The organism is Mesorhizobium sp. M0239 (assembly GCF_040321815.1).
Classification (GTDB): Bacteria; Pseudomonadota; Alphaproteobacteria; order Rhizobiales; family Rhizobiaceae; genus Mesorhizobium.
Genome location: NZ_JAMYSG010000015.1, coordinates 122,832 through 147,571, shown reverse-complemented (window position 1 = coordinate 147,571; position 24,740 = coordinate 122,832). Strand labels below are relative to the sequence as shown.

Annotated in this window: 27 protein-coding genes; 17 read left to right on the top strand and 10 right to left on the bottom strand. The window is 53.9% G+C overall.

Annotation, left to right across the window (positions count from 1 at the left end):
* Window positions 1–87: 87 nt before the first annotated feature.
* Window positions 88–933, bottom strand: a complete 846-nt coding sequence (locus tag NKI99_RS17790) for a hypothetical protein (RefSeq protein WP_352611560.1) — start codon at window positions 931–933, stop codon at window positions 88–90.
* A 322-nt stretch (window positions 934–1,255) separates the two neighbouring features.
* Between NKI99_RS17790 and NKI99_RS17785 the strand changes: the two genes are divergently transcribed.
* A complete protein-coding gene (locus NKI99_RS17785; RefSeq protein WP_352611559.1) occupies window positions 1,256–1,915 on the top strand; it encodes a hypothetical protein in 660 nt (219 codons plus the stop codon).
* Window positions 1,916–2,118: 203 nt separating this feature from the next.
* Here the strand turns inward: NKI99_RS17785 and NKI99_RS17780 are convergent, their stop codons facing one another.
* Window positions 2,119–3,534 (bottom strand): hypothetical protein, encoded by a 1,416-nt coding sequence (locus NKI99_RS17780; RefSeq protein ID WP_352611558.1) that lies wholly within the window; start codon window positions 3,532–3,534, stop codon window positions 2,119–2,121.
* 222 nt (window positions 3,535–3,756) lie between these two features.
* On the opposite strand from NKI99_RS17780, the gene NKI99_RS17775 reads away from it, so the two are divergent.
* The 3 genes from NKI99_RS17775 to NKI99_RS17765 all read left to right on the top strand — a co-directional run bounded on the left by NKI99_RS17775 (window position 3,757) and on the right by NKI99_RS17765 (window position 8,383).
* Window positions 3,757–4,779 carry an SDH family Clp fold serine proteinase gene (locus NKI99_RS17775; RefSeq protein ID WP_352611557.1) on the top strand — a complete coding sequence of 341 codons (1,023 nt, stop codon included), beginning with the start codon at window positions 3,757–3,759 and terminating at the stop codon, window positions 4,777–4,779.
* A gap of 85 nt (window positions 4,780–4,864) precedes the next feature.
* Window positions 4,865–7,621 carry a DNA polymerase gene (locus NKI99_RS17770; protein WP_352611556.1) on the top strand — a complete coding sequence of 919 codons (2,757 nt, stop codon included), beginning with the start codon at window positions 4,865–4,867 and terminating at the stop codon, window positions 7,619–7,621.
* Between the two features lie 390 nt (window positions 7,622–8,011).
* Window positions 8,012–8,383 (top strand): hypothetical protein, encoded by a 372-nt coding sequence (locus tag NKI99_RS17765; RefSeq protein ID WP_352611555.1) that lies wholly within the window; start codon window positions 8,012–8,014, stop codon window positions 8,381–8,383.
* 54 nt (window positions 8,384–8,437) lie between these two features.
* Here the strand turns inward: NKI99_RS17765 and NKI99_RS17760 are convergent, their stop codons facing one another.
* Entirely contained in the window at window positions 8,438–8,701 is a 264-nt protein-coding gene (locus NKI99_RS17760; protein ID WP_352611554.1) for a helix-turn-helix domain-containing protein, read from the bottom strand.
* Window positions 8,702–8,817: 116 nt separating this feature from the next.
* Between NKI99_RS17760 and NKI99_RS17755 the strand changes: the two genes are divergently transcribed.
* The 4 genes from NKI99_RS17755 to NKI99_RS17740 all read left to right on the top strand — a co-directional run bounded on the left by NKI99_RS17755 (window position 8,818) and on the right by NKI99_RS17740 (window position 11,848).
* Window positions 8,818–9,144, top strand: a complete 327-nt coding sequence (locus tag NKI99_RS17755) for a hypothetical protein (protein ID WP_352611553.1) — start codon at window positions 8,818–8,820, stop codon at window positions 9,142–9,144.
* 11 nt (window positions 9,145–9,155) lie between these two features.
* The gene (locus tag NKI99_RS17750; RefSeq protein WP_352611552.1) at window positions 9,156–9,710 is read left to right on the top strand and encodes a hypothetical protein; all 555 of its coding nucleotides are present in this window, start codon (window positions 9,156–9,158) and stop codon (window positions 9,708–9,710) included.
* A 186-nt stretch (window positions 9,711–9,896) separates the two neighbouring features.
* On the top strand, window positions 9,897–10,544 hold the full coding sequence (locus NKI99_RS17745) for a hypothetical protein (protein ID WP_352611551.1): 648 nt from the start codon (window positions 9,897–9,899) through the stop codon (window positions 10,542–10,544).
* Entirely contained in the window at window positions 10,508–11,848 is a 1,341-nt protein-coding gene (locus NKI99_RS17740; protein ID WP_352611550.1) for a hypothetical protein, read from the top strand. Before NKI99_RS17745 ends, NKI99_RS17740 begins: the two co-directional genes overlap by 37 nt.
* A gap of 16 nt (window positions 11,849–11,864) precedes the next feature.
* Here NKI99_RS17740 and NKI99_RS17735 read toward each other — a convergent pair whose 3' ends face one another.
* Together NKI99_RS17735 and NKI99_RS17730 are read right to left on the bottom strand one after the other, a co-directional pair.
* Window positions 11,865–12,185 carry an ArsR/SmtB family transcription factor gene (locus tag NKI99_RS17735; RefSeq protein ID WP_352611549.1) on the bottom strand — a complete coding sequence of 107 codons (321 nt, stop codon included), beginning with the start codon at window positions 12,183–12,185 and terminating at the stop codon, window positions 11,865–11,867.
* A gap of 75 nt (window positions 12,186–12,260) precedes the next feature.
* Window positions 12,261–12,719, bottom strand: coding sequence for a hypothetical protein (locus NKI99_RS17730; protein ID WP_352611548.1), 459 nt, complete (start codon window positions 12,717–12,719; stop codon window positions 12,261–12,263).
* A 121-nt stretch (window positions 12,720–12,840) separates the two neighbouring features.
* Between NKI99_RS17730 and NKI99_RS17725 the strand changes: the two genes are divergently transcribed.
* A complete protein-coding gene (locus NKI99_RS17725) occupies window positions 12,841–13,860 on the top strand; it encodes a hypothetical protein (RefSeq protein ID WP_352611547.1) in 1,020 nt (339 codons plus the stop codon).
* A gap of 74 nt (window positions 13,861–13,934) precedes the next feature.
* Window positions 13,935–14,375, top strand: coding sequence for a Ros/MucR family transcriptional regulator (locus tag NKI99_RS17720; protein ID WP_352611546.1), 441 nt, complete (start codon window positions 13,935–13,937; stop codon window positions 14,373–14,375).
* 21 nt (window positions 14,376–14,396) lie between these two features.
* Here NKI99_RS17720 and NKI99_RS17715 read toward each other — a convergent pair whose 3' ends face one another.
* Complete coding sequence (locus NKI99_RS17715; RefSeq protein WP_352611545.1) at window positions 14,397–14,879, bottom strand: hypothetical protein; 483 nt, start codon at window positions 14,877–14,879, stop codon at window positions 14,397–14,399.
* Window positions 14,880–15,325: 446 nt separating this feature from the next.
* Here NKI99_RS17715 and NKI99_RS17710 point away from each other — a divergent pair, with 446 nt between their 5' ends.
* From NKI99_RS17710 to NKI99_RS17700, 3 genes are read left to right on the top strand one after another with little or no spacing between them, the layout of a single operon-like run.
* A complete protein-coding gene (locus tag NKI99_RS17710; RefSeq protein ID WP_352611544.1) occupies window positions 15,326–16,177 on the top strand; it encodes a hypothetical protein in 852 nt (283 codons plus the stop codon).
* Window positions 16,177–16,665: a Panacea domain-containing protein gene (locus NKI99_RS17705; RefSeq protein ID WP_352611543.1), complete on the top strand. Its 489-nt coding sequence runs from the start codon at window positions 16,177–16,179 to the stop codon at window positions 16,663–16,665. The genes NKI99_RS17710 and NKI99_RS17705 overlap by 1 nt, the downstream gene beginning before the upstream one ends.
* Window positions 16,666–16,681: 16 nt before the next feature.
* On the top strand, window positions 16,682–17,491 hold the full coding sequence (locus NKI99_RS17700; protein ID WP_352611542.1) for a hypothetical protein: 810 nt from the start codon (window positions 16,682–16,684) through the stop codon (window positions 17,489–17,491).
* Window positions 17,492–17,831: 340 nt separating this feature from the next.
* Here the strand turns inward: NKI99_RS17700 and NKI99_RS17695 are convergent, their stop codons facing one another.
* From NKI99_RS17695 to NKI99_RS17685, 3 genes are all read right to left on the bottom strand, one after another.
* On the bottom strand, window positions 17,832–18,482 hold the full coding sequence (locus tag NKI99_RS17695; protein ID WP_352611541.1) for a recombinase family protein: 651 nt from the start codon (window positions 18,480–18,482) through the stop codon (window positions 17,832–17,834).
* Between the two features lie 41 nt (window positions 18,483–18,523).
* Window positions 18,524–18,916: a hypothetical protein gene (locus tag NKI99_RS17690; protein WP_352611540.1), complete on the bottom strand. Its 393-nt coding sequence runs from the start codon at window positions 18,914–18,916 to the stop codon at window positions 18,524–18,526.
* 964 nt (window positions 18,917–19,880) lie between these two features.
* Window positions 19,881–20,015 (bottom strand): YHYH domain-containing protein, encoded by a 135-nt coding sequence (locus tag NKI99_RS17685; RefSeq protein ID WP_155930631.1) that lies wholly within the window; start codon window positions 20,013–20,015, stop codon window positions 19,881–19,883.
* A gap of 92 nt (window positions 20,016–20,107) precedes the next feature.
* Here NKI99_RS17685 and NKI99_RS17680 point away from each other — a divergent pair, with 92 nt between their 5' ends.
* From NKI99_RS17680 to hxsA, 4 genes are read left to right on the top strand one after another with little or no spacing between them, the layout of a single operon-like run.
* Window positions 20,108–20,431, top strand: coding sequence for a hypothetical protein (locus NKI99_RS17680; protein ID WP_031213933.1), 324 nt, complete (start codon window positions 20,108–20,110; stop codon window positions 20,429–20,431).
* Window positions 20,428–21,837, top strand: a complete 1,410-nt coding sequence (gene hxsB / locus NKI99_RS17675; RefSeq protein WP_023814217.1) for a His-Xaa-Ser system radical SAM maturase HxsB — start codon at window positions 20,428–20,430, stop codon at window positions 21,835–21,837. The genes NKI99_RS17680 and hxsB overlap by 4 nt, the downstream gene beginning before the upstream one ends.
* Window positions 21,786–22,934 carry a His-Xaa-Ser system radical SAM maturase HxsC gene (gene hxsC / locus NKI99_RS17670; RefSeq protein WP_352611539.1) on the top strand — a complete coding sequence of 383 codons (1,149 nt, stop codon included), beginning with the start codon at window positions 21,786–21,788 and terminating at the stop codon, window positions 22,932–22,934. The genes hxsB and hxsC overlap by 52 nt, the downstream gene beginning before the upstream one ends.
* A complete protein-coding gene (gene hxsA, locus NKI99_RS17665; protein ID WP_027040227.1) occupies window positions 22,931–23,464 on the top strand; it encodes a His-Xaa-Ser repeat protein HxsA in 534 nt (177 codons plus the stop codon). The genes hxsC and hxsA overlap by 4 nt, the downstream gene beginning before the upstream one ends.
* 424 nt (window positions 23,465–23,888) lie before the next feature.
* On the opposite strand, the gene NKI99_RS17660 is transcribed toward hxsA, so the two are convergent.
* Complete coding sequence (locus NKI99_RS17660) at window positions 23,889–24,554, bottom strand: hypothetical protein (protein WP_023814214.1); 666 nt, start codon at window positions 24,552–24,554, stop codon at window positions 23,889–23,891.
* Window positions 24,555–24,740: the final 186 nt, after the last annotated feature.

The window sequence follows — 24,740 nt, the reverse complement described above, 5'->3', positions numbered from 1 at the left end:
CTGTTCCCTCAACTTTAGCCATGCAGCAACCACCGCGTGGTCCACCACTAGAGATTGATCGCGCCGCTCTCAACAACGAATGCGCGACTATGCCTGGTCTCCAAAAATCTCCCATAGAATGGTTTGTCGCGACCTATCTGAAAAAATCACAAGGGCAATGAACGGCATGTGCGGTTCCAGATCCCCGTATTTTACCGATAGAAGTTCCGCCAACCCCAGGCCTATGAACTTGAGGGATGTGTTAGCAGCGCCCTTTACTAGCTCCCGTCTTATGAGTTTCCAATACTCCACAAATGAAGTCCTAAAATGAAGTGGGTTTGCTCCATAGGTGTCATCCAACAGTGCGTTACTGAGCTCCTTCTGAAGGCCACGCTGCAATTGGCGAACGCGCTCGCGAGTTACAGGGCTTGCGGATTGGTCGCCGATCTCCTCCATCGTGCTGGAACGACGATCTCCCACCAACAGGCGGTCCGAAAGGACTCGTCGAGAAAGTTCATTTCCTCGGGTTTCTTTGATGTGTTCATAGACCTCCGGTAGAGCCGACAAAAACGCGGCGCCAGAGCCGACCGCCGAACTCGGTGTCAACACAAGGCCTGCCTTCACGGCAAAATCGTCCCAATCAACAAACCCATCTGCGCGTTGAGCTTTATCGACGGCAGCAAGCCTCCTTCGGGTCAGCTGGATGGTAGCCTCGCCTATACCCGACAGACGGGCCAGTGAGTGGCCATCGCTCAGCATTCGCTCACTCAGTTCGCCAATCGTTCGTATGCCAGAGTCGAACAGGATGTTAGCTTTAGTGCCTAGATGCAGCAGAAATATAGGCCTCTGACTGTCTTCTGGGTTCAACGCCAATTTGCCTGCCTCAGTTATGTTACGGTTGCCCATTTCTTTAAAATCCAGCCCTAGAACCGTCCTGATACTGGCATCTTGCACCTGACGACCTTGTGCGAACGTTGCGCGAGGGATGCCACTGCGAATTCATTTGGATCAAGTCTCCGTAAAATTTGATATCCCATTGAGGCAACTGTTCTGATTGCTGGGTAGATCCGATCGGGTTCGCCATAAATAGATTAGCAATCCTAGAACCGTCATTCCCTCAGAACCGAATTTCCCCTTCAGATCTCTTCCATTGTACTAGTTCAAACCGGTTTTTTGAGCCGTGCCGACGGCAATCCTCGCACGACCTCAAACACCTCAACGCAATTCCACCCATCAGACTCGATGGGTCTATATCCCTATGAAAAGACCAACTCACATGCTCCAAAGCCACTCACAACCCTCTGCTCACTCCATCTCATCTCAATATGCATCCTGGTTCGATGACAGGATTGAGCAGTTCATCGATGCTCACAAAGGTAGACTCGAACCCACCTCCTTCTTCAAACGACGGAACGGGTTCTTCATCACGATCTCGTTCGATCACAGCATTCGCAAGCAGCGGCTAGAAAGTTCCGACCTGATCGACGGCCCAGGCGCCAAAACGGTGATGGACACGTTCACCGACCTGTACAATTTGATCTGCCGGAACCTGGTCGGAAGGAACTACCATCGCCCCTCATTCCATGCTCTCAAACCTTTAGCTATCGGTTGTCTGGACATGAATGGATCGAGATACTGGAGATCGATGGGAGAGCTGCAAAACCCACATATCCATTCGATCTGGATTTTTACCGATCAAACTAGAGACGGATTCCAAAAGTTATTAGACGACAAAGAACGGCTCCTAGCCATCAAAGAACGGTTTTCGATTCGAGAGTTAGATATCCAGCAGCTTGATCATGACCATCGAAATTCAACGGGTGATAGTCGTGCATCATCGTACATGGCCAAATTCATGGTGCACAATAATCACGAGCTGAAAGTCGCTGACGACTTCAGGGTGCTGCCGATTCAGATCGAGAAATCACTGAACTGAGACAGGGTTTCGGCAGGGTGCCGGGAATTTCTGACCTGAAAACGCACTTAGGATTTGGGTGTTCGGGTAACACGGAAATTTGAATAGCCTTTTCTGTGACCCTGCCATGATTTTCTGGAGTTCAAGAGAGCCCCGTAAACCCGGCGGGTGTGTCACGGTGGTCGTTTCTCAATTCTCCACGTACACCCGAGCCCGTTCAGTTTTCAATCCTCATCGTTGCCATCGTCTTCATCATCGTCGTCATGCTGCTCCTCAAAGCCGTCAACATCGACGACTTCGATCCAATCCCAGTTCTTGGCTGTGATTTCGGCCTTCAAGCGCTCCATCATCGGAATCGGAATCTTGTATCCAGGCTTCAGGAGGTCAACGAGATACCCGATCTTCGCGTTCTCCACCGTAAGCGCAAGATTGAAGCTCTCAGTCTGAATTCCGCGCATATTCGATGCAGTGACCTCGACATCGACAACGAATGGACCCTCGTGGTGGGGATCGATCGTCGCAATCCCCTCGAATTCCCAGCTGCGACCATGCCTGAAATCGGCGCAATGTATCTCGATCACCGGGCTACGGTCGGGACCGGCAGCAAACTGCATCTCATGCCTGCCGACGATCGACGGCCGAATAGAATTAGGATCGAACCGGATGCCATCGAGGAAAGTTCTTGGCTTAGGCGCAGGCGGGCCAAAGATCGGATAACAGGTGAAACGATTATGGAGGGAACCGCCCCTACCTACCAATCTGAGCACCAGGCTCTCAGCCTGCAAATTACCGAGGTTTTTGAGGCAGAAGGTGAACGGTACTTGAGCGTAATGAACCTCAAGGAACCGATGAACCGACGCAGTGTATGCAGGAACGACTTTGGTCCGATAATCGCGATAACGATCATCGTAGCTATCGTCGCGGCGGAAGTTGAATGGAGAATCGTCCTGCTGGCTGGGGTTTTTTCGGATCACGTGTGATGCGATGACACCTTTGGCATTTTCAGGCATTGGTTCGATGCGGAAAAGCCTTTGAGGCTGAGCCAGGCCAAAATCCAATGAGACTTCGATTTTAGGTTGCGCCGCTTCGAACTCACGAACACGTAGCTTCAGCCGCTGAACTTCCTTGTCACTTTCACTCGGTTCAGGTTCGAGTAGCCAGTGATCCGCCAGTCGCTGACGGTTCAATCCGTGGCGAGCGGCAATCGCTATCGGATTGGTGTCATGGCTGAGCAGAAGCTTGCGATCGTTCGGTACATCCTGTGCGTGAAGTATCTGGGCGACAACACGATCATCGCCCTCATCGCGATCTAGGTCATCAAACAGCTCCCAATTCATACGTGCACACCGCGCCACCGCGATGTCGACAACGGGAGGACCTACCGCGATTGTGTGCGGTGCCGCATTGTTAGCAGCAGGAGCAATTAGACGGTTAAATGCCCTGGCACGCTTGTTGAGCCGCCCATCACGCTTTCGCTTGTCAATCTCGGCGTTGACCTGCTGAACGACCAAGATCAGGATCGGCCCCTCAGCATCCAGCTCTGCCCAAGGGAGCGTTTCTAGCGGTTTTCCTTGGAGCGCGACCATACTGTCGATGAATATGATCGCCGAATACTTATTGTGATCGAACGCTGATTCCATGCAGGCAGACTATCGGCAATCCAGCGGTTCTACCATTGGATCGTCACTGGACAACGGAGTGGGGACCGGAAACCGCAATTTACCGCGAGCGCTGGCTAAGGGCGTGCAAGTTTCACAAATTTATTTTTCAAGGGTACTTGCGCCGCCATTTTGTCGCACCCATCTAGCCGCGACGCTGGCAGGGAAACCTCTGCCGGCGTCTAACGGAGGGTCCATTTGCGCATGGCAGGAACGATACCCGCAAAATCACAACTCGGAAAACTTGGCCTCAGGGCCGCAAAGGAACACTCCAGCGACATATATATGTACGCTGGGCGTATAGACGAACAAGGGTACGAAGCGCTTCGCAACGAGGTGTTATTCGCCCGAAGATCAGAAAAAGCTATACTAATTCTGGTCACCAATGGCGGCTCTGGCTCCGCAGCTTTCAAAATTGCCAGGCTCTTCCAAACCTTTTACGACAGTTTCGATATCTTTGTTCCTGCACACTGCAAAAGTGCCGGGACACTTCTGGCACTTGGTGCAAACCGGTTGTGGATGTCTCCGTTTGCGGAACTTGGACCGATAGACGCGCAGGGCCTACAGCGGGATGAACTCGGCGTGTTGGATTCAAGTTTGTCCACGCGAACCTCTCTCGAAGCCATTATGGAAACGTCGTTCAGCTTCTTCAACGACTCTGTCGTCAATCTTGCCACGCTCAGTCAGGGCAGTATTAGCTTCAGGCTCGCGGCGGAGATATGCGGAGCAATGGCTACCAACATCATGTCACCGTTGGTTGCCCGAATAGATCCCGCTGTGCTCGGTCGCGAGAAGCGTGACGTGGAACAGGGGATTAAGTACGGAAGTCAACTCGCGTCGATATCGGGCAATGCAGACGAAGATACCGTAGTCAGTTTGGCTCAGGACTATCCCTACCATGGTTTTGTGATCGACTTCGCTCACGCAAAAACGCTGTTTCGGCAGGTCAAGCGGGCAGAAGGGACATTACTCGCGTTGGGGAACGAACTCGGTGACGCTATACGCCATGCATCTGAAGGGGACATAGAAATCAAAACCCTTCACAAAACAAAGCTTTCCAACGCGGAAGAGGCGACAAGCCAGGGAATGCCAGAGATTCCAGCAGATGGCTTCCCAGAGATGACAGACTACTGCGGCCCTCCAGGCGAAACTTACGCTGACTGGTTGGACGAAAAGCACCAGGCAAACGACGACCACACGCCGGCCGAGGATTTGAAGGCAGCATAACCCCCCAGTCCGAATGTGACCGAGCCTCGCCCTATGGGCGAGGCCTTCGGCATGAGTTTTTTGATCGAACTAAGGGGGACCAGACATGGAAATATTGGAAGACAAACGCATAGAACCAGACGAATCCAGGTCACCGGACGCGCGCCGCAGAGGGTCCGGAACAGCCAACGAGCAAACATATTTCACGACCACAAATCCTAACGATCCGCCCATTACAGTTCTTATCCCACCTGAAAACGTCCTCCCTCCACCGAAGCGCAAGGGCGGCCAAAAGAAGCCGCCGCCGACAGCGCACCTGATTATCGGGTTCGACACCGAATATCAGTCACGCGATCCGATCGGGCCGACCAAGGATGAGGCCCTGGATGCGAAGAACGAAATCCTCTCGTATCAATTTTGCACGAAGCTGGTTTCCAAGGATCCATTGGTCAATGGTCCGCAGTGCAGTGGGATCATCATTCCAGAAGGGAACGAGCAACGATGGCTACTCCGCGACTTTGTCGTGGCAGCGATCGGCACCCTGATCAAGGAATTCCCTAACGTAAAGGTACCCACTGATATCTATCTGGTCGGGCACTTCACGCGTGCCGACCTCCCAATGTTCCATGAATTTCGCGGTGAGGCCAAACGGTCGTTGAACAACGTCCGAAACACGTTCGTTTCGATCGAGAATTTCATCCCGATGACGATCGAGGATCGCGACGGAAACGAGATCGAAAGCTTCCGGGTCAGGCTGAGGGATACGATCCTGCTGGCGCCAGCCAATGCCAAAAAACTGGCAGACATCGGCGAGATGCTCGGCATTGAGAAAATCGAACTTCACAAGGATCGAGCGGCAGAGCGCAAAATCAAGGAGAATATGAAGCAGTTTCGCGGAGAAAACTGGCCACTTTTCCGGGATTACGCCATCCGAGACGCTGAAATCTGCACAGAATATGCGGAGCGGGTGATCTGGCAATACGACGCATTGTTCAACCAATTCAAAATGCCGCTGACCCTGACGTCATTCGGGTCCAAACTGGTGATTGCCGACTGGGAAAACCACGGATGGGACCCAAACGAGGTCCTCGGCAAAGAGGAACGGGTACAGCCTCGCTTTAGCAAAAGGAGGGGGTACACCATCAAAGAGACGATCACTCCCTATTTCGAAGACGTGCATTTCGAGTTGGACTTCGTCACCGAAACCTATCACGGCGGCCGGAACGAACAGTTCCTTTTTGGAATATGTGACGAGCACATATGGCGGGATCACGACCTTAGTTCCGCATACACCACAGCGATGTCTCTGATAGGCAAGCCTGTCTGGGAACAGATGCATAGGGTAGAAAGCATCGAGGAAATCGACATGCTGGATCTTGCGTTCGTGTCAGTCGATTTTGAATTTCCCGAGAGCGTTCGGTTTCCCACACTTCCCGTCAGATCACCAAATGGGATCATTTTCCCTCGAAAAGGGCGGTCCTATTGCGCTGCTCCAGAAGTGGTTCTCGCCAAGCAGCTCGGCGCGCAGTTTGGGGCGATGAAAAGGTCAATTAGGGTGCCGGTCGAACGCGATACCGGAATATTCAGCAGGTTCATTACCGATTGCATTACCGAGCGGTCAGCTCACAAAAAGGGAACGTTCGAAAACCTATTCTGGAAGGAAGTCGGCAACAGCACATATGGAAAAACCGCACAGGGTCTTCGCAAGAAACGGGTGTACGACCTGCGCGACGATGACATGGTCGAGCTACCCGAAAGCACGCTAACCCAACCATTCTTCGCGTCGTTCATCACATCGTACACCCGTGCAGTGCTCGGTGAGATTCTCAATCGGTTTCCCAGCAATGTTCAGGTGTTTAGTGTCACCACCGATGGTTTTCTTTCGCATGCCAGCGACGCCGAAATTGCCGCCGCAACAAGCGGTCCACTGTTTCAGTCGTTCCGGCAGGCTAGGAGCCGGCTCGTACAGGACGATCAGCCATTAGAAGTCAAACATACGATCCGCCAGCCACTTGGATGGCGCACTAGAGGCTCGGCAACGCTAAAACTTGGCGATGGGAACAAGGCCAATATCGTCATACAGAAGGGTGGGATCAAATCCCAGTTCGACCTGACGGATCAGGAGGAAAACGCTCGTGTCGTTGAACTCTTCTTCAACCGGACACCGGGCGAGACCCAGCAATACACGTCAGGAATCGGTCTAAAGGACACCATTCGCTATGGGTCGGACTTCGTGTATCGCTCGATCACCAAGCGGCTATCGATGGAATTCGACTGGAAACGACGTCCCGTCGACCCTCAGGATCGAACGGTCGACTTCAATGGGAAGGCGTACACACATTTGTCATTTCAATCCCAACCGTTGGAAAGCCTTGAGGAATTCCTTGGGATAAGAGATGCCTGGCAGAAATGGGATCGCCAGCCTTTCAGGCTACTTAAATCCGTGCCGGATTTAAGTAGTTTTCTCAACTATTTGGAGACGAATAGGAAATCGAATCCGTCATCACAAACCTATATGCGCAAGTCAGAAGACGCCGACCTTCTGCGCTTGAGAAGGGATCTCACGAGGGCATTCCGTCGTCTGCAGGCGGGGTTCGATGCAGTTCAAGCGAGGTCAGGAAGGATCAGGCACAAGGCGCTGTGCGAGATCCTCATAGGTGTCGGAATTCCCTGCACGGTCACCGACGTTGACAACGCAAGGAACGACTTCATCCCCTACAAAACGCCAGCGACAGCCCGAGTGGTGTCAGCCCTTCACCTACTCAAGCAGGATCATTTTCCGGAGTTGGACACCGACCTGTTCCTCGATCAGCAAAAGTTGGAAACGAATTACTCCGCCATCTCACACCCAGCCAATCCATAGGGTCGTCGAGTCCCAGGCTACGCAATTCCTTCCCATCTTTTACTGATGTCACCGTTCATCCTCACAAACGGTCCGTCAACAGACGTTTTTCGGAATATGAAATAGATATCCGTATAAATTTAGGAATTCCTATTGAAATTGAATGGTCATTGAATATTATATCGACATCCCTTCGGGATGCATTTGGTTTTCCGTAATTGTTCATCCTCCCACACCCATATTAAACTTTTACGGATTTCTTTTATTTTTCAAAAATTGAATATCTGACCCACCTATCCAGGGTTTCTCTTGCCGTGCCTGGGTAGGCGGTGTCTGGCTCCGTTCATCGCCGTTGACCTTCACAGTCGTTCGACGGGATGCCGTTGTCGATCAACAAGAAAGGAGATCACAATGGCATTCGAAGGATTGAAACTGGTCGCTACCCCGAAGCAGGACGCATCGGACCCCGCATCCAAGCGTCGGCAGAGGTTGGTTATGCAGATCGACCATCAGCTGTATATGGCCGAACCGGAAAACCAGGGTCGCAAGTTCCGTGGCCGCTGGTGGACGATCGACTTGGAGGGCAAGCCGACGCTGGCAATCAAGTATGGCAAGATTCCCCTGGAACTTGCCAAGGGCAAGCATGCGATTGCATGCGTCGATATGGCTGGTGTGATCGATGCGCTTCAGAAGGCCCGAACAGCAGCCGTGGACGGCACGTTCGACAGCCAGTTGGCCAGTGTGTCCGAGCAGGTCAGGGCTCGGTTCAAGAAGGGCCGCTGACTTCAGCCGGAAACCACGACCTATCCCGCCTGAAACAGCGGGATAGGTCGAACATTAGCCGGCCTTTTTGCGTCCAGGACTTAAAGTTGACGGAACGACTTCGCCTGACTCAGGCTCCCGAAACAGCTGTGAAATGTGGATATCGAGCGCCTTTGCAATCTTCGCCAATGTGGTGATCGTAGGATTGCGCATTCCGCGTTCGAGATAGCCAACATAAGCCCGCTCGACGCCTGAACTGTAAGCGAGATCGTCCTGAGAGATGCCTCGTCGCACTCTCAGCTGCCTCAGATTCCAAGCTACCAACGATTGGACTTCCATTTATCGGAAGCAATCATTTGGACTTGTCTGAAACCACGTAATATAGGACCATGATATGATTTGGGCGACGGCGATTGGCCGTTCGAGTTTTGATTTCAGAACCGTTGGGGGACCACTTGGAAGAAGCAGCAGCTCCAGTAAGCACGATCGACTGCCCGTATTGCTCGGAGCCGATCAATCCCAAGTCCAAGAAATGCAAACACTGCGGCGAAATCCTCGACCCGCAAATGCGTGAAATCGAGTTCCTAAAGAGCCAGAAGCATGCTCCCCAGGTGTTCATGAATGCCGGCGGCGGAGCGGCAGCCGCGGCTGCGTCAGGGGCCTGGACCTTGAGACGTTTCCCGCACTGGATCCATATCCTGCTGGTGATCGTATCCGGCGGGCTTTGGATACCAGGGTACTTGTTGATGTATCTGTTCCGAAATAAGCGGTACTATTATTGAGGAGCGGGCTGATGAGTATTTCGACCATTGCCTCTTCCCGCAGCCGCCTTTGTCGAAGCATTTTGGCGGCGCTCTCTATCGCTATTGCCACACCGACGCAACTTCTTGCCGATAGTAGCTTTCGCGGTTTCACTGTGTCGGATAGCTCCGATCAGGTTGATAATAACGCGAAGGGCCAAGGATTCACGGTAAAATGGCGAGCACCACTGCAAGGTGACGATAGCGAACCCAAGCGCGCCACGCTTATGGACGGGGATAATCCCTGCGGGTGGATCACGTTCGACGGCAACGGCAAGATCGAAAAAATGGTGTTCGCCGCGTGCTTTTTCGGAGCGGATGGGCTCGGACTGCGCCAAATTTCGCAGGAATTCGTCAACACGTTTGGCGGCTCAGCCGAAATGGAGGTTATCTCCGCCGCCGAGGTATGCAAGGGCGCTCAGCCTTTCGCGTTCAAAGGCAGAACCACAGAAGGCGAACTCTTTCGAATAGAAGAGGATTGCACCGCCTGGGCGCTACAGGTCGTGGTAAAGATCAAGCCAGGATCAGGGAAGGGTTTGAAGTTCTAGGGTCCGGATTCATGGGTCACAGGATCAACCGATCGATAGCTCCGAGGTACGAATCGTATGCGTGTTTTTTCAGGCGGAACGCTAGCACGGTATTTTTGCAGGACCACGCTTCCCCTCCTGTTCTTGATCGCGGGTGCACACACAGCAAACGCGACGGATGTACTACCTGTTGCTGACGGTTCCTATATGAGGACGACCGACCTTTGTGAGCAATTTCGCAATGGCAACGTCGATTCCATTGAGTTCTCTGTCTCCAAGAGCGGGCACTACTACGAATTCCCCGAATCAGGATGTGTGGTCGCGACTGTTAAGCCACTGCGGACAAACCGTTACGCAGTTGACGCAGACTGCATTGAAGGCGGGGACCATTTCCATGCGTCATTCATCCTGGACGTTGAGAATCCACGAACTGTACGAATTGACGGTGAGCAGCTGATCGCCTGCGAAATAGGCAAGGCGGGTAAACATGCGTCGTTGCCTGACATTACAATCGTCGATCCGAGTGTGGAAGATCCATCAAAGGTTACGACGGACACGGCTGCTGCAAAGGAGGTTCCTCTTCCGAGTTTTTCAGTTCGGCCTAGTCAGGAACAGGCTACGAAAGCCGAGAGCAAAAGGGCAGCTCCACCAACGAAGCTCATTCGTCAGTGGGAGGCGGCTAATGAAAATTGCCGTGGCGGCTCTGGAGATGATCCTAAAACCCTCAAGGCGTGCGGCGTCAGAGACACACTGGCCCGTCAGCTTGAAGCGGCGAAATGGTGTTACGGTAAGAACGGCCAATCCGGCTACCAGTACAAATGGCACCGCTGCGGGAGGGGCTCGATCCACTTCTAGAGCCGCTGTACGGACGCTGCAGAAACTTCGATCTAGAGTTCACCAATTTCCAAACATTGAATCGACAGCCGTTCCATATTGGCGCTAGACATACGGCCGGGGTGCTTAGAGCCATGTTTCGCGTCTTTTCCGTCTATGTTCTGCTGTTTGTCGCATCGGCTTTGCTGGGCAGTCCGGCGCGCGCCGGCTTGCAATTCCAAGCTGGACAGGCTGGCTGGGGACTGCACTACATCCTAGTGTCAGGCGATTTCTCCTATCAGGACGACCTGTCTACCTTTGAGAACCAGGTGCGATCCAATTCGGCGACCGCAGTCACATTCTCATCTCCAGGCGGTAACATCCAGAAGGCCATGGAGCTCGGGCGTCTCATTCGCAAACTAGGGATAAATACGATCCAGTTTCGGGCGGCCGAATGTGCCTCAGCATGCTCACTTGCTTTCCTTGGCGGCGTCATCCGCTACGCTGACCCGGGCTCGATCGGCGTTCACAAATCGTCTTTCCAGGGCGATGTCGTCCTTACAACCCAGGAAGCGGTGTCCGCCGTTCAGCAAATTACCGCCGACGTCATGACCTATATGATTGAGATGGGCGTGGACCCGGCCCTACTCCAGCTTTCGCTGCAGTATGACAGCAACGACATCCGTTATTTGTCGATGAGCGAGATGGTGAAATACAGGGTTGTTACCTTCACGCCAGAGGCTGGCCATAACCAAGTTGCGAGCCAGGTACCACCCTCGACGCCGGCGACTCAGCCGCGATCAACCACGCCATCACCGCCAGCCGCACCGCCTCCGTCAGCCGGTCAACCTTCTCCAGCCGCTCCATCGCTCGTGATCCCGGAAGCCCGCTCGGGTCGAATCGGGCATCCGAAAGGTTCCGCGCCCCTCAAGGCGCTGCCGGAGGGAAAGTCGGCGAACGTAGCCGTGCTGAGAAACGGAAGCTGGGTGGCGATCCTTGGCAACAGCGGTCGCTGGTATCGAGTCCGTGCCGGGACTCAGGTTGGCTACATGCATGACACCTGGGTACACGTCGACCAATACAACAGCGGGCGATTCGGAGAGAGGCACATTCAGGTCAAGAGCTTTGATAATTATGCTGAAGCCGAGGCCTATGTACGCTCCGCATCGATTCCCCTAACCGCCTATCTTGCCACGAATGGCTGGTTTGCGATCACTTTGGAAAGCACGTTCGACGAGCCGATGGCCCAAGGGCTCGTCAAGGAGATGAAGGCCAGAGGCGCGATCCCCGACGATGCCTACGCGACTTTCGGCAACACGTACGTTCGCAAGGTCTGCTGCCAGTAGCGCTGCCAAGGCACGATTAGACATTCGGTGTCGAAGTCGGTTTTTGCAGAAGGTCGCATAGGCCGGTGATGGCCTCGTCAATTCCTGGCTCGTTGCGCTTGTAGAAAACTCGCGTCCCGACCTTCGTCCCAGAGACCAATCTGGCTTCGGTGAGCCAACGCATGTGCAGGCTGACAGACTCTTGCGTGATACCAAGTCTGCCACAGATGAGCTTGTTCGTCAGCCCGGTCTGGCGTGCGTTGGGAACGTCTGGGAAATACAGTTCCGGCCAATTGAGAAAGTCCAGGATCTTCAGCCTGCTCTCGCAAGCCAATGCCTTAATGACGCGAGCATCCATAGCCGGCCTCCACCGCCTGTTACGACGGAGGCGCTATCCCCAAGTAGGCAGCTATCGGCAACCGTTAACTTCAGCCTAGGTGAAGTTGCTGGAGCTGTCGAAAAATTCCTCGCAGATCTTCTTTGTCAGCCTCTTATCGGAACTTCCAAAGTAGTAATATTTGAAGTTCCGTACAAATAGCTTGTAGCCACTTTTGTCGTAACGATTGGTCCCTCTGACAAAAGAAAAATCAAGAGTTGCGCTCCTTGCTGTGAGACTCGATCCGACGTGGCGAGGTCTATCCTCCTCTACTATTTCAAAACGAGCGAATTTTCCGTCGGGGGCGCATACATATTCCACACTCCAATCATCGGGATTAGCCTTCGGAATCTTTACCCGCCTAGCCTTGGAGAGAAGTGACGCCGCTTGCGTTGCTAGACTCCCTTTGAATACGCCGCCTTCCTCCATCGCCCAGAAAAAATAGTCGGGGTCGGTCAGAAGAAGCTGTGGCAGCGTTTTACCAGAATGCTTTCCAAAAGTGATCTCAGTCCACATTTGCACCCTCAGATGGGAACCCGCAGGTTCAGCCAATCGCTTGCGCAACATGAATGAAAGAAACCTAGCGAGCCAGCCCCTTCTCGCGCTAGGCCGTTGTCTGTTGGGACTTTCGAGAGGAATGGCACGCTATCAGGAGATAGCCACCATGCATCACCATCCAATTGATCCGTTGATCAATCTCAACGGGTCGGAGAACGGGATTGTTACGCTACTAGCTCGGCAAGACAGCAATCACATTCGGTCGATATGGCAAAATGAACGCATCTGCGAATACGTGCTCGCCTCAGATAGCCGGCGACACGCCTGGCATGCATGGCTTGCTGGCTATGGCATGGTCATCGGCAATGTGGCCGAAACCTACCGGTTTTTGACCTTCGCTAAGTCCCGGCAGATTCTGACGGATGCATTTGGCGCCTGCCCTGCCGGCATGGTCTCGGCACTCGGCAAATTCGGACCGTTTGCAAGGCCAAAACACGTCTATTTCGCGCTCCATCAAGTGCTTTCCGTCGAAGGATCGCTGGCTAATCACGTCTTCCGGGCGGCAAAAATCGAGGACGACGACCTTGTCTCACTGGCCTCGGCCGTGACAATGCCGATGTCGAACCGCGTTATCCGCACGCTGCTTAAGTGCAAGATGCCCGCCCAGGTGATGGTTGAGCTGTTGTGGGTGATCTCAAGGCTGACACCATTGCACGATGAGCAGCATCTGGTTCGAGCCATAGCCAAGGCTCGTCAGCCGGCAGCTGTCCTGGTCAACTTGCTCAGTCTCATGCCGTTCCCCGACCCGCCGTTTGAGCAAATCGGCGCGCTGGTCCCAATCACCACGGCAGAGCAGCTTCGAAAAGTCGGGAACGAGTTCGACAACTGCCTGAAGGGAGGGGAGGAATTCGCCTACGCTCTTGTGTCGGTCCAGTCGGGTCAGCGTTACTTCTATCGATGGGACGGGAATCATCCGACGCTCCTCGCATTTTGTAGATGCGGCTTCGCCGGGTGGATTTTGGCTGAACGGTCTGGTCCAGCCAATGCCTGCGTTCCGGGAGCTACGATGGACAAGATCGGCGACGAGTTGGCCGGCGTCCCCAATGTCTTTGTCGGCAAACGAGGCTCGGGAATGTTGGAATGGATCTGTGCGAGATGATCTCGAAGGCTGGCCCGCCGTTGATTAGCCTGTCGCCAAAAGCTAGGAAGGCTAAATGTTTAAAGGAGAGAGCCTTGGCCGATGAGATCGTCAATCTGATCGAATTAACCGCAGATATCGTTTCCGCCTACGTCAGCAATAATCCCGTGCCCGTTGCGTCGCTGCCGGACCTGATCCACAGCGTGAACCTGTCATTGTCGAAGGTCGGACAACCGGTAGAGCCCGAAAAGCCGGTTCTCACGCCTGCTGTCAATCCGAAGAAGTCGGTTTTCCCTGACTACATCGTCTGCCTCGAGGACGGGAAGCAGTTCAAATCGTTGAAGCGCCATCTAATGACTCACTACAACCTCACGCCGGAAGCGTACCGTGAGAAGTGGGGTCTGGCGCGCGATTACCCTATGGTGGCGCCGAGCTACTCAGAGGCTCGCTCCTCTCTGGCGAAATCGATGGGTTTGGGCCGGAAGGCCGCTCCCCCCAAGAAAGCCGCAGCGAAGCGAAGGAAGAAGGCTGGCTAGAGTCTTGTGATCTATCGTCAGCTACGTGGCAAGCAGGGCTAGCATCCAGCTGGCAACAGCCGGCAAGCTGGCAAGGCATGCATCTAGAGCTTTCGTTGCCAACGATCCCAGGGCATCCCCTGGGATCTCTTTCAATTTTGCTATTGCCTTCTGCTTAAGTGTTTCATCCTCGTTCGAGGACTCCACTCTGGAGATGAGAAGGTCACGTAATGTGTCCCCGTGGAGCCTAACAGTCACGACGCCAAGGATGGTACCGAGCCCACCGTCGTCAGCAATGAAATCGAGCCCCTTTGCCGTGATTGACGCCTGCATGGGCGTCCTCCCGTCCTGACCGTTGTGCCAGTGGACTGACACGAGATCGTGTTCCTCAAGATAGGCCAGGTTGACATCCAGCTTGCCGCCGCCGCCCTCGAAAGCTTTTCTGATGTTTGTTCGTTGAGGGTAGTCGTTAGAAAGAATCCCCAGAATTTCTCGCTGTAGGTTGCGGTCCAATAGTTCGCCCAAGCTGGCAACCTCCCATGATTTGGCATGTGATCAGAGCACAGGATAGCAAGTCAAAGTAATCTGCTCTGCTCCAATACAACGTGCTGAAGCCATATCGTCCTGACGCCTTGAGGCAGCACGAGAAGGTCAAACAGTTTTGTGATCCCACCTCCTTAGGGCCGCGTCGCAAAGTGCTGGAACGCTGGTAGAAGGTTGCCTTCGTCCCATCGCGCGTTTGGGTGGTCCCTTCAGGAAGCTCAAGGTCCGGGTAATGCGGGAGCCGACCCCGAGACAGAACGTCAGATCCTGCGTTTGATTCCAGAAATTGGCCAATCGACTTGAACTGCTCAAGCCGTGACATCGAGATCCGCGATCAGTCGAGATCCATGTTGAGATGCCTCCACCGAGGTCGGCTCGACATCTGAAAACATTCGCGTTCTACTGCGTGAAGATTCGGGGGAAATGCTTTGCGCGATTTGGGGAGCATTCGACGCAGCATTTGGAATTGGATTCAAGACTGGTGCGCTCTATGGGTGCAGCCGGGCGCCTCTTTCGTTGCTCTTATCAGCGGTACGTTTCTAACCTTCGATTTCGCCCAGTGGGAGAAGGCTAACCCAGCTTGGGCAGGGCCTCTCGAATGGATATCTTCTCTTACCGTGCCAATATTCCTGGTCTCGGCTGCCTTGGCATTAGGATCAGGGTTGATCGTGACCTCTCGCGATGGAACTATTCGCCGGCTTCGCGACAAGCTGGCAGCGCAGACAGGGCAGATCGAAGAAGTCGGCAATGTTATCGTCATCCTTTTTGACGGTCTTCTTTTAAATCTTGCTAACAAATTGGAACTTGAGCAAGGATCGCAGGCGCGGCTGTCACTCTACGTTCACGATAGTGAAGGTCGTTCATTTATTCGGTGTGGACGTTACTCCAGAAACCCAGTGTTCCTAAGCCCAGGGCGCACGAGTTACCCGGACCATCAAGGCTGCATCGCAGAGGGATGGAAAAAGGGATGGCATTTCGACAATGCTCTTCCCGCTCAGGGAGCGCAGCGTCGAGCCTACAACTTGAAGACATACGCGATCCCGGAGGCTGTAACCGACTCCACCCGCATGAAGTCGACGTTATACGGGGTTAAGCGGCTCGATAATCTGGAGGGGAAGGCGATCGCCGTATTGGTGGTCGAAGCCATCAATGCGGATCATTTCGCCGAGGATGCTCTTCATGCTACAATCAATGGGTCGATCAACGATTACGCGAGAGTGATCCACGAGCTGCGTGCGTACGTTCCAAATCCAGCCAAAGCGGCAGAAAGCGGATTGTGATGGCACAGCTACACGACGTGATGGCATACCTGTTACAGCACTACCCCGCCAACATGGCTCACGAGCTTTCGAATGCCCGTTTGACTAAGATGGTTTATCTTGCCGATTGGCATCAAGCGCTCACGTATGGGCGACAGATGACCGACATCGAGTGGTATTTTGACAACTTCGGCCCATTCGTCCGTGATGTGGAACAAAGAGCAGCCGATATGGAAGAGTTGTTTGTAGTCGATCTTGGCAGCAACATGTACGGACAGGCGAAAAAAACCTTTTCTGTCCGGGATCGTAACTACGTCCCACATCTAACAGGCGACGAACAGAACTCCTGCGACCACATCATCGAAGTTACAAGGAGCCTCTATTGGGCGCCATTCATCAAACTGGTCTACTCAACTCATCCGATCGCCAGCTCAGAACGATACACATTTTTGGATTTGGTCCGGAAGGCTGCAGAATATCGCGAGCAGCAAGTGGCGGTTGCCGGATAGCCGAGCCCCTCGCAGCATGACCTTTGAAAACAAGCTCACGCGCATACGAGGCTTGAGCAAGGCCGATTTCTACGACAACACCGCATCTTCATTCATGCATGCCTATGTCGGGTGCCTATCGGTCGACGAGCTTTGCGACGCCGCGATCATCACGCTCAAGGATCCTCTTCAGATCCACATGGCAATCCGAAAGCGAATTAGCAGAGTTTGTGAAGAGCGCCGGATTGATGTGGATAATCTGTCCGTGCGGCTGATCGAGCAGGGCGAAGATCGCCGTTTGCGGTCGCGGATCGAGGCGTGCTTATCCCATCTCTTTCTGTCATTCAGTCCTACCAGACGGCTGTTTCTTCTCGACCGATGGGAGGATAAAAACACATCATCTGCGCGGGCCAGGTGGCTGAAGGCGATCAACGCTGACAATATTCACTACGGCGACGACCTCATCGCCAGGTGTTGGCAGAATACTCGCGATCAAAAAGCCGCAAGGGTCCTCGTCAACCGCGGTGCGCCTGAGATACTGAAGGGCCTTGCGTATGATTTTATCGTGTCGGGTGTCGAAGGCTGGGTCGTCGGCAAGGCAATATTAAAGGCTGGCGGAGTCTCAGATGATGTCTGGGATATTCTGCGCGAACGACAACCGGCGACATACGCCTACCTCTGCGCGAAACGGCTGCGGCCGCTAGCCGAAAGCGAAGCCGTCCAAATTGTGCTCGATTCACCAGACGAATTTTACAACGGTGGGAGAGGTCTCGCCATTTGGTCGCTTGGACAATTGGGGCTTGAACAAGCCCTCGATGAGCTATGGACTAAGCTACGCAATCGTTGAGACAGAGTAGCGATAATCGTGTTCTCGCTATCCTCAGATGCGCTGCATTATGGCGGCTGGCCCTTCATTTGTTTGATACGTTCGCGGCGTTGCATGAGGGAAAGTGCAGCGCTCAGGATCTGTGCGCGACCAATGGTCGGAAGGATCAAAATGCCTGTGTTGGCTCAAAAGCCGAGGCAGAGGAGGAGAACCTTCGCGACGCCTTTGACAGAGTGCGCTGCGGGCCGTTTATAGCCTCGGTCAGAGCAATTGTCACGCGGCGATCCAGGATAATCCCGGCAAGCGATAACCGGTCTTTGCTAACTGCCAAAACCTTCAACGACTTTGGCAGCACGAGAGGTCAGACGGCTTTATAATCCTGCCGCCGAAGCAGTCGAGTGGCGAAGCTTTTAACTGTCTGCGCATGAAACGGCTTGCCGGTAGGGCTTGTGGCACCGATCTCGTTTAGCCAACGAGCAAGCTCGGAATAAGACATCGTCGACCATCGTGGAGGCAGGACTTTTTCAATTTGCACGGCGAAGGCTATGGCGCTTTGGCGGTTAGCTTCCGCTAGCACCTTTCCATTTCGGCCAAGCACAGTTCCCCTCCGTTTAGCTTGAGCTAGTGCGGCTTTTGTGCGCTCAGATATCAGCCGCCGCTCTTCCTGGGCCAGCGCCGCAAAAATATGCAGCTGGAAATCGGTCGCATGGGGCATCTCCGCGACGACAAGCTGAACTCCCTTTTCCATCATCGATGCGATGAAGCTGACACGTCGAGAAAAGCGGTCGAGGCGGGCGATGAGTAGCGACGCGCCCGCCTTTTTCGACGCAATCATCGCTTTTGCCAATTCATATCTTTGATCATTCCGGCCAGATTCCACCTCAACGAACTCAGCGACCAGTGCCCCATTCGCTTCGGCAAATTGTCGGACCATCTGCTGCTGGGCCTCTAGGCCTAGCCCGGACCTCGACTGCTTCTTCGTGGAAACCCTGTAGTAGCCAATATACTGCATACGAGGGCCACTACAGCCGGGTCAGAAATGAGACAACGAGTTTATGAAGCTTGCAACACGAAGGTGCCGTTGGCTTCATCCAATTCTTCAACCCTCATTTTCAGCTTGGGATGTGGGAAGCACTCTTTGATCGAACGTTTTACTGCGGATTTGTCGCGAGGAATCGCAACAATTACGTGTATCAGCTCGTTCTTCGTCTGCTTTGCGACAGACAGATTTTCTATTAGCTCCTTATGAGCAGAAGACGATGCCCAATCGGGATTGTCTCGATCTGCATTGGAGCGATACGTTTTACCCGCATTCTCAAATCTATCTTGCCACAGAGTCACAGCTATCGAACTGCCGTCCTCATTGCGTCCAGACCAACTCCACCGCGGATTTTTGGGCTTCACCTTAAAATGCTCAAAAGACATTGCGTGCGTCCATTTTTTCATGCGACTTCTCCCAAAAATAGAGGACCTGTGCGTCCTATCAGGCGGGTTCCACCACGGCTTTATCGTCTCCAGCCGCGACAACTCGCCAGCGTCCTGGAGTCAGGCCTGCAGAGTGTATTGACCGAGCCTCCCCCAGTCTCGACGAATGGCCTTTCGGTCTGATGATGATTAGCCGGACCGTTGCACCGACCTCGATTCTTCCGAGGTCCCACATGTCCATTAACCCGCCATGCCGGGTCCTTGGCTTCCATACTTGGAACCTCCCATCGCCGACTCCCCCATCGATCCAAGCCGTGAGGACAATGTCACCATTTTTCGAGACGCCACCCCAAAATCCTCTTGCTGAAGCCGTCTCAACGCCAGCTTCGTGCAGGGCATTTTGGTAGGTGGTGAACGTCGGTAGCTTCAAATTCATCACTGGCTCCCGAATCTAGGCCGAAGATACCACCGGCCAGGATGTCTCGTCAAGTCTCCACTTGTCTCCAAAAGTCTCCTCGATAGTGCCCGCATCTCATCAGCGAGCCGGAACCCGCTAAGCTAGCGGGAATGCGACAGCACATCTACGCGACGGTAGCTGATAGGAGGCGAGCAGGATCACAGCGTTTGGGCGGTTCGATTTCAAACATAAACGCTGGTTTATGTTTTAAGGACTCCCCCTGAATGCGGTTTGAAACAACTAGATTCAAGGTTCCTGGAGGAAAAGCACTCACATCGAGCTTATAGAAAAGCTGTCAGCGTCCATTGGCACCGCTCAGCAGCCAATGTGGCAGCATCCCGGCCATCGCTCAGGTTCGGCCAAGATTCAATTTCCTTGAAGTAACTGATCCCTCGCTGAGTGCAATCGGCAATGGCACTATCTTGCCCGCATGCTGCGACAGTGATGCCCGTAAAAGCCACCCCAAGCATTGCGAAGATCATCCTAAGCGGTCTGAGATGATCGCCGCGCACCAGGGCCGGCTTTTGGTCAGTGACAATGATACTCACCGTTCTTGTGATTGGTGTGGCACCCATTGCTGTCCGTGCCGCCGCTATGTGCATAAGCGTTGTTAGGAAGCGCCATCGTCAAAGCCGCCAAAGCAGCCACAATTGCTTTTTTCATATCCCCTCCCAAGTAATTCTGGCAATAAAGCACGGTCAAAAGCGCAGTGCAAGGTAGTCATCCGTGGCATTGCGGAAACCGGGTACAGTTCGGTGTTCAAGGAAAAAAATTCCAGTATATTGGCAGCCAGGCCGGGAGGAGTTCAAACGGTGGGTAATTGCGTCCTAGAGAAAGCTACAATCGACATTCCACAGAGCTTTCGACGTTTCGTGGAAGGTGCATTGCTTCGCGTTCAAATTCAGTATCCGGCACTGCGCTTTCAGGTTGCGCCCAATGGCATTGAGGTCGCCGCTCTTCCTGCCGACCATTTAGACGACTTGCGGAAGAACGTGCTGCATGCGGTTTATCGAGAGAAAATCTACGCTGAGACACTGCCGCTTCGGCAAGCTCTTATCGATGCGGTTACTGCAAAATGACGGTCTGGCCACTTAAGTTTCGCGAGTGTGGCGATGGAGAATTTCTGCTCACCGATGATACCGGCGGCTTCTTCCTCAGCAGACAACCGTTTCTCGAACGGTATGCTGCCGGCGAATTGTCGCTAGTCGATCAGGAGTTTCTTCGCGGAAACGGTCATGCATTCGGTCGGGAAGGCGATCCCGACTGGACAGCGTTTGCCTATCGATGGGCACAGCGGCAGGCAAGCCAACAGGAGCTTTCCTACGTTATCCTTGTTCCGACACTGCGCTGCAATTTGAGTTGCGGCTATTGCCAGGTTTCACGGGCGCCAGAAACAGCACGAGGTTTCGACTGGACCGAAGCAACGCTGAACGCGACGCTTGGTTTTATAGAAGCGATGAAGGGTCCGCAGATCAAAGTCGAGTTTCAAGGTGGCGAGCCTTTGCTGCGGATTGATTTGCTTGAAAAGGTTCGCTCGTTCGTCCGCACGAGGTTTCCGGGCAGCCAGTTTGTCGTCTGTACGAATCTGCAACGCTTGGGCAATCGCGAATGGGCCTTCCTTGACCAAGAGGATACCTTCGTCAGCACGTCGCTCGATGGAGATCAAGACACCCACCAGCGCCAGCGCACCCACGATGACCTGGCAACCGATACGTTCTACAAAAACCTTGCCGAGGCAGTGAAGCGCCTTGGGCCGGGTAAGGTATCCGCACTTCCGACGATCGATGTTGACGAGCCGCCAGACTTCGGGGAGCTAGTCGGCAATTTCGAGCGGTATGGGGTACACTCGATCTATCTCAGGCCGATAAATCATCAAGGGTTCGCCCGTCGCCGGGGAAGCCATCCGAGTTCGATAGCTAAATGGAATACGCTTCATTCCGGCTTTATCGACTACTTGATTGAACGGAACCACCGTACCGGTGGATTCGTCGAGGAATATTATTTTAGCCAGTGCTTACGAAGGTTTCTCCGATCGGGTGCCGACGATCATGTCGACTTGCGCAATCCCAACTTCTTCGCTTCGGACTACATCGTCATCGATCACGACGGGCAGTTTTACCCGACGGACGAAGCTCGGATGCTCTCGCGCATAGGGCGTGTCGATCTATCGATTGGTAGCGTTGCGGCAGGCATCGACCAGGCGAAGGTCCAGTTGCTCAACCATGCGTCGTTCAACAATTTCGACCCAGACTGCATTCACTGCGCCTATCAGCCGTTCTGCGGGACAGACGTTGTGGATGATTTATCGAGGAACGGGCGAATAGACCTGGCTCGCACCGATACCTGGTTCTGCCGACGACACATGTCCATCTTCGACAAGATCGTTGAAGTCATCCGTCGAAGCGATGAGGCGGCTCGGAAATCGGTGGCTAAATGGGCTCGCGTACCGTCGTGGGGAGATCACATGATCCCTGTGCACGCGTGATCCCGCTCCGGCTCAAGGTCGATACCGACGCTATCGATCCATATGTGGTTCGGTTGCGCTCGTTCGAAGGAATGCCTCAGCCACCAGATAACTGCGGCTTTCTCGATGCCGCGTTGGAAACCGCAGACGGAGAAACTGCACTTTTTGCCGGCGCGACCGGCAATCTCCGCGTTTTTGGAGTAGATCCATCCGAGTTGGATGGCGATATCGTGTTTGTCGTGCCATCGCGAAAGACTGCCCATCGGCTAATTCGGGCCAGCTCTCCCCACAACACGCTTTTGATAACCGAACGTTGTGATCAGCTGTGCGTGATGTGCTCGCAGCCACCGAAGAAGCAGCACGTCAACATGTTTCCTTTTTTCGAGACGGCCGTGCTTTTGGCGCCGGAGAATTCAACGATAGGCCTTTCCGGCGGAGAGCCGACACTATTCAAGTCGGAGCTCTTCGAATTCTTGCGGGAGACCATGGCGCGGCGGCACGACATCGACTTTCACATCCTGACCAACGCCCAGCATTTTGGACGCGCCGATCTCGCGGAGCTTCGCGATTTGGATTTGAGCCGGATCCTGTGGGGGGTTCCCGTCTACTCGAGCGCTGGCGCCATCCACGATCAGATCGTGGGAAAGCAAGGAGCCTTCGAGCAGGTAAGGAAAAACCTTTCCGTCCTTTGCGAGGCAGGAGCAAGAATCGAGCTGCGGACGGTTCTGATGAAGCCAAACGCACCCGGTCTGCTAGATTTGGCTAAGTTCGTGGCGGTCACCCTGCCGTTCACCGACACATGGGCAATCATGCAGCTCGAAAATATCGGCTATGGCCGACAAAACTGGGGCTCGCTGTTTTTCGACAGTTCCCTGGGTTTCGATTTGGTTGGCAAGGCACTAGATTTCGCCGTCAGCCGCGGCATCAATACCAAGCTCTACAATTTTCCGCTGTGCACTGTTCCGGCTGATTATCGAGTATTCGCGCCGTCGACGATCTCAGATTGGAAACGAGCTTACGTCGCAGATTGTGCCGATTGCGATCTTCGAACCGAGTGTGGCGGCTTCTTCGAATGGCATCCAAAAGCACACGGGTATGGAAGGTTCGGTGTCGCATGAAGAGACGAATATTCACGATTCCCTCCTTGATCGCTGCCGGGTTCATGCCGGTTGAAAGTATCGCGATGCCGCTTGTACCCCCCGGTGAAGGAGGTAAGTCAAAGTCGCTATTCGACATTTTCAAGCTCGATCACAAATTCACATTGGCCGGCCATCGATCGCATAGCAGCCATCGTTCTCACAGCAGCCACCGATCATCATCAGGAGGCACAATTTATCTGCCTAGGGCGCCCGTGTATTCCGCGCCAACCTATCAGCCACAGGCACCTGCATATCAACCACCGGCAACAAAACCGCCTGTGTCAGCGCCTCTGACGACGCTTCCCGGTAACGCCAACAAGTTCAAGGAAATCGTCCTTCAGGTCCAGTTCGCGATGCTGGCATACGGCTACTACACGGGGGAGTTGGACGGCACGATGAATCCTGAGATGAGAACCGGCTTGACCAAGCTACAGTCTGATTACAACCTTAAGGTCACGGGAACGATTACACCCGAAACGTTAAACGCGCTGCGCGTCGTCGCTCAGTGACTGCTCGGAGCCCGCCCCACCCTGGGCCGTGCAGCCCGGGTGGATGCATTGACATCAGGCTGGACCGAACCAGAGAGCGCAAAGAAGTGCCGTAAGAAGGACAAATGATGAGCACGCGAATCGTAGCCGCAGTCGTTTTAACGATCGTGACTTCCACGGCTCAGGCAGCAGGAACTCTTGTCGAGAAGATACAGGAAAATCCCGCCTGTCAGCAATTCAATGACGGGTGCAGCATATGCGAGGTCAGCCAAGGAGTTGCATCATGCTTGTCCCCCGCAATCGCCTGCATTCAAACCGAATGGCATTGCGTTCTTGGTCCTTCGAAGGCCGACCAGTCAGATCCTTGAGGTCCTTACCTTAAACCAGTGCAAGGACCGAGGCGCACGCAACGGCTACCTACTTCCAATATCCTCGCTTCACAGGATCACTGCCTTAGCCACCCTTTGGTGATCCCTTCGACCTGTACCTTGCTAAGTTGTTCTTGGGTGATGCCGTACCTTGCGACCACCTCCGCCTTGTATTTCTCGATCAACCCATTTCCAAGGTTGGTCTGTTCCGTCAGTCTGCTGTCCGGGATAAGCTCCATCGCCTCGCGGCTTGCTCTGTTTTCTGCTCCGACACTTTCCTTGAAAACCTTTTTCCGAACATCCTCCGATAAGCCAAAGCGGTCCTCCGGGGCTTTTGACAGCGCCGCAAGGCGGCCTTCGTCCATGAGTACTGGTGGCTCCCACGTATCATGGTAGTTTTTCGCGAGCATCGCGATCCACAGGCCTTGTTCTGCTCGTGCCTGTTCCTCACTGCCGTACACATAGATGTATATGTTCGTCGGAGAGTTATGGTGCCGGAAGCCGCTGCGCTTTTTGGCGGCGCGGAAGCGTTTCAGGATTTCAGTTTCCAGCTCGCTCTTCGTGGGGACGCCCTGGGCGACTACGTGCTGCTCTATCTGTGTTTTGGCAGGAACGTCGTATATTTCCTCGTTCACGAGGGAAAACCCGTCATTATCAGATGTTTCGTCAGGTCCGCATCCCGAAATGACCACTAGGACAACTCCCGCGATAGACGCGCGGCAAAGCCTCTGTGCGATCTTCATTGTTGCTGTCTCCCGACCACCCCTTGGAACAGGGCCCTGCGCCTCGATTTATTGCACGCTGCGGAACGACCGGTTATCCTCGCGGTTGTAGGGAGCTAATGCAGTCTCCGTAGTATGTGATGACGTCATTGCCAGGCGCGGCTATTGAAACAGAGGTGGGCATTCGAAGGGAAAACGTCAGCTCCT

What these genes read in the sequence shown, in the direction of transcription:
- NKI99_RS17785 (WP_352611559.1), top strand. Translation starts at nt 1,256, where the DNA reads ATGCTCCAAAGCCACTCACAACCCTCTGCTCACTCCATCTCATCTCAA.
- NKI99_RS17780 (WP_352611558.1), bottom strand. Translation starts at nt 3,534, where the DNA reads ATGGAATCAGCGTTCGATCACAATAAGTATTCGGCGATCATATTCATC.
- NKI99_RS17775 (WP_352611557.1), top strand. Translation starts at nt 3,757, where the DNA reads ATGGCAGGAACGATACCCGCAAAATCACAACTCGGAAAACTTGGCCTC.
- NKI99_RS17770 (WP_352611556.1), top strand. Translation starts at nt 4,865, where the DNA reads ATGGAAATATTGGAAGACAAACGCATAGAACCAGACGAATCCAGGTCA.
- NKI99_RS17765 (WP_352611555.1), top strand. Translation starts at nt 8,012, where the DNA reads ATGGCATTCGAAGGATTGAAACTGGTCGCTACCCCGAAGCAGGACGCA.
- NKI99_RS17760 (WP_352611554.1), bottom strand. Translation starts at nt 8,701, where the DNA reads ATGGAAGTCCAATCGTTGGTAGCTTGGAATCTGAGGCAGCTGAGAGTG.
- NKI99_RS17750 (WP_352611552.1), top strand. Translation starts at nt 9,156, where the DNA reads ATGAGTATTTCGACCATTGCCTCTTCCCGCAGCCGCCTTTGTCGAAGC.
- NKI99_RS17745 (WP_352611551.1), top strand. Translation starts at nt 9,897, where the DNA reads ATGAGGACGACCGACCTTTGTGAGCAATTTCGCAATGGCAACGTCGAT.
- NKI99_RS17740 (WP_352611550.1), top strand. Translation starts at nt 10,508, where the DNA reads ATGGCACCGCTGCGGGAGGGGCTCGATCCACTTCTAGAGCCGCTGTAC.
- NKI99_RS17735 (WP_352611549.1), bottom strand. Translation starts at nt 12,185, where the DNA reads ATGGATGCTCGCGTCATTAAGGCATTGGCTTGCGAGAGCAGGCTGAAG.
- NKI99_RS17730 (WP_352611548.1), bottom strand. Translation starts at nt 12,719, where the DNA reads ATGTGGACTGAGATCACTTTTGGAAAGCATTCTGGTAAAACGCTGCCA.
- NKI99_RS17725 (WP_352611547.1), top strand. Translation starts at nt 12,841, where the DNA reads ATGGCACGCTATCAGGAGATAGCCACCATGCATCACCATCCAATTGAT.
- NKI99_RS17705 (WP_352611543.1), top strand. Translation starts at nt 16,177, where the DNA reads ATGGCACAGCTACACGACGTGATGGCATACCTGTTACAGCACTACCCC.
- NKI99_RS17700 (WP_352611542.1), top strand. Translation starts at nt 16,682, where the DNA reads ATGACCTTTGAAAACAAGCTCACGCGCATACGAGGCTTGAGCAAGGCC.
- NKI99_RS17695 (WP_352611541.1), bottom strand. Translation starts at nt 18,482, where the DNA reads ATGCAGTATATTGGCTACTACAGGGTTTCCACGAAGAAGCAGTCGAGG.
- NKI99_RS17690 (WP_352611540.1), bottom strand. Translation starts at nt 18,916, where the DNA reads ATGAAAAAATGGACGCACGCAATGTCTTTTGAGCATTTTAAGGTGAAG.
- NKI99_RS17685 (WP_155930631.1), bottom strand. Translation starts at nt 20,015, where the DNA reads ATGAAAAAAGCAATTGTGGCTGCTTTGGCGGCTTTGACGATGGCGCTT.
- hxsB (WP_023814217.1), top strand. Translation starts at nt 20,428, where the DNA reads ATGACGGTCTGGCCACTTAAGTTTCGCGAGTGTGGCGATGGAGAATTT.
- hxsC (WP_352611539.1), top strand. Translation starts at nt 21,786, where the DNA reads ATGGGCTCGCGTACCGTCGTGGGGAGATCACATGATCCCTGTGCACGC.
- hxsA (WP_027040227.1), top strand. Translation starts at nt 22,931, where the DNA reads ATGAAGAGACGAATATTCACGATTCCCTCCTTGATCGCTGCCGGGTTC.
- NKI99_RS17660 (WP_023814214.1), bottom strand. Translation starts at nt 24,554, where the DNA reads ATGAAGATCGCACAGAGGCTTTGCCGCGCGTCTATCGCGGGAGTTGTC.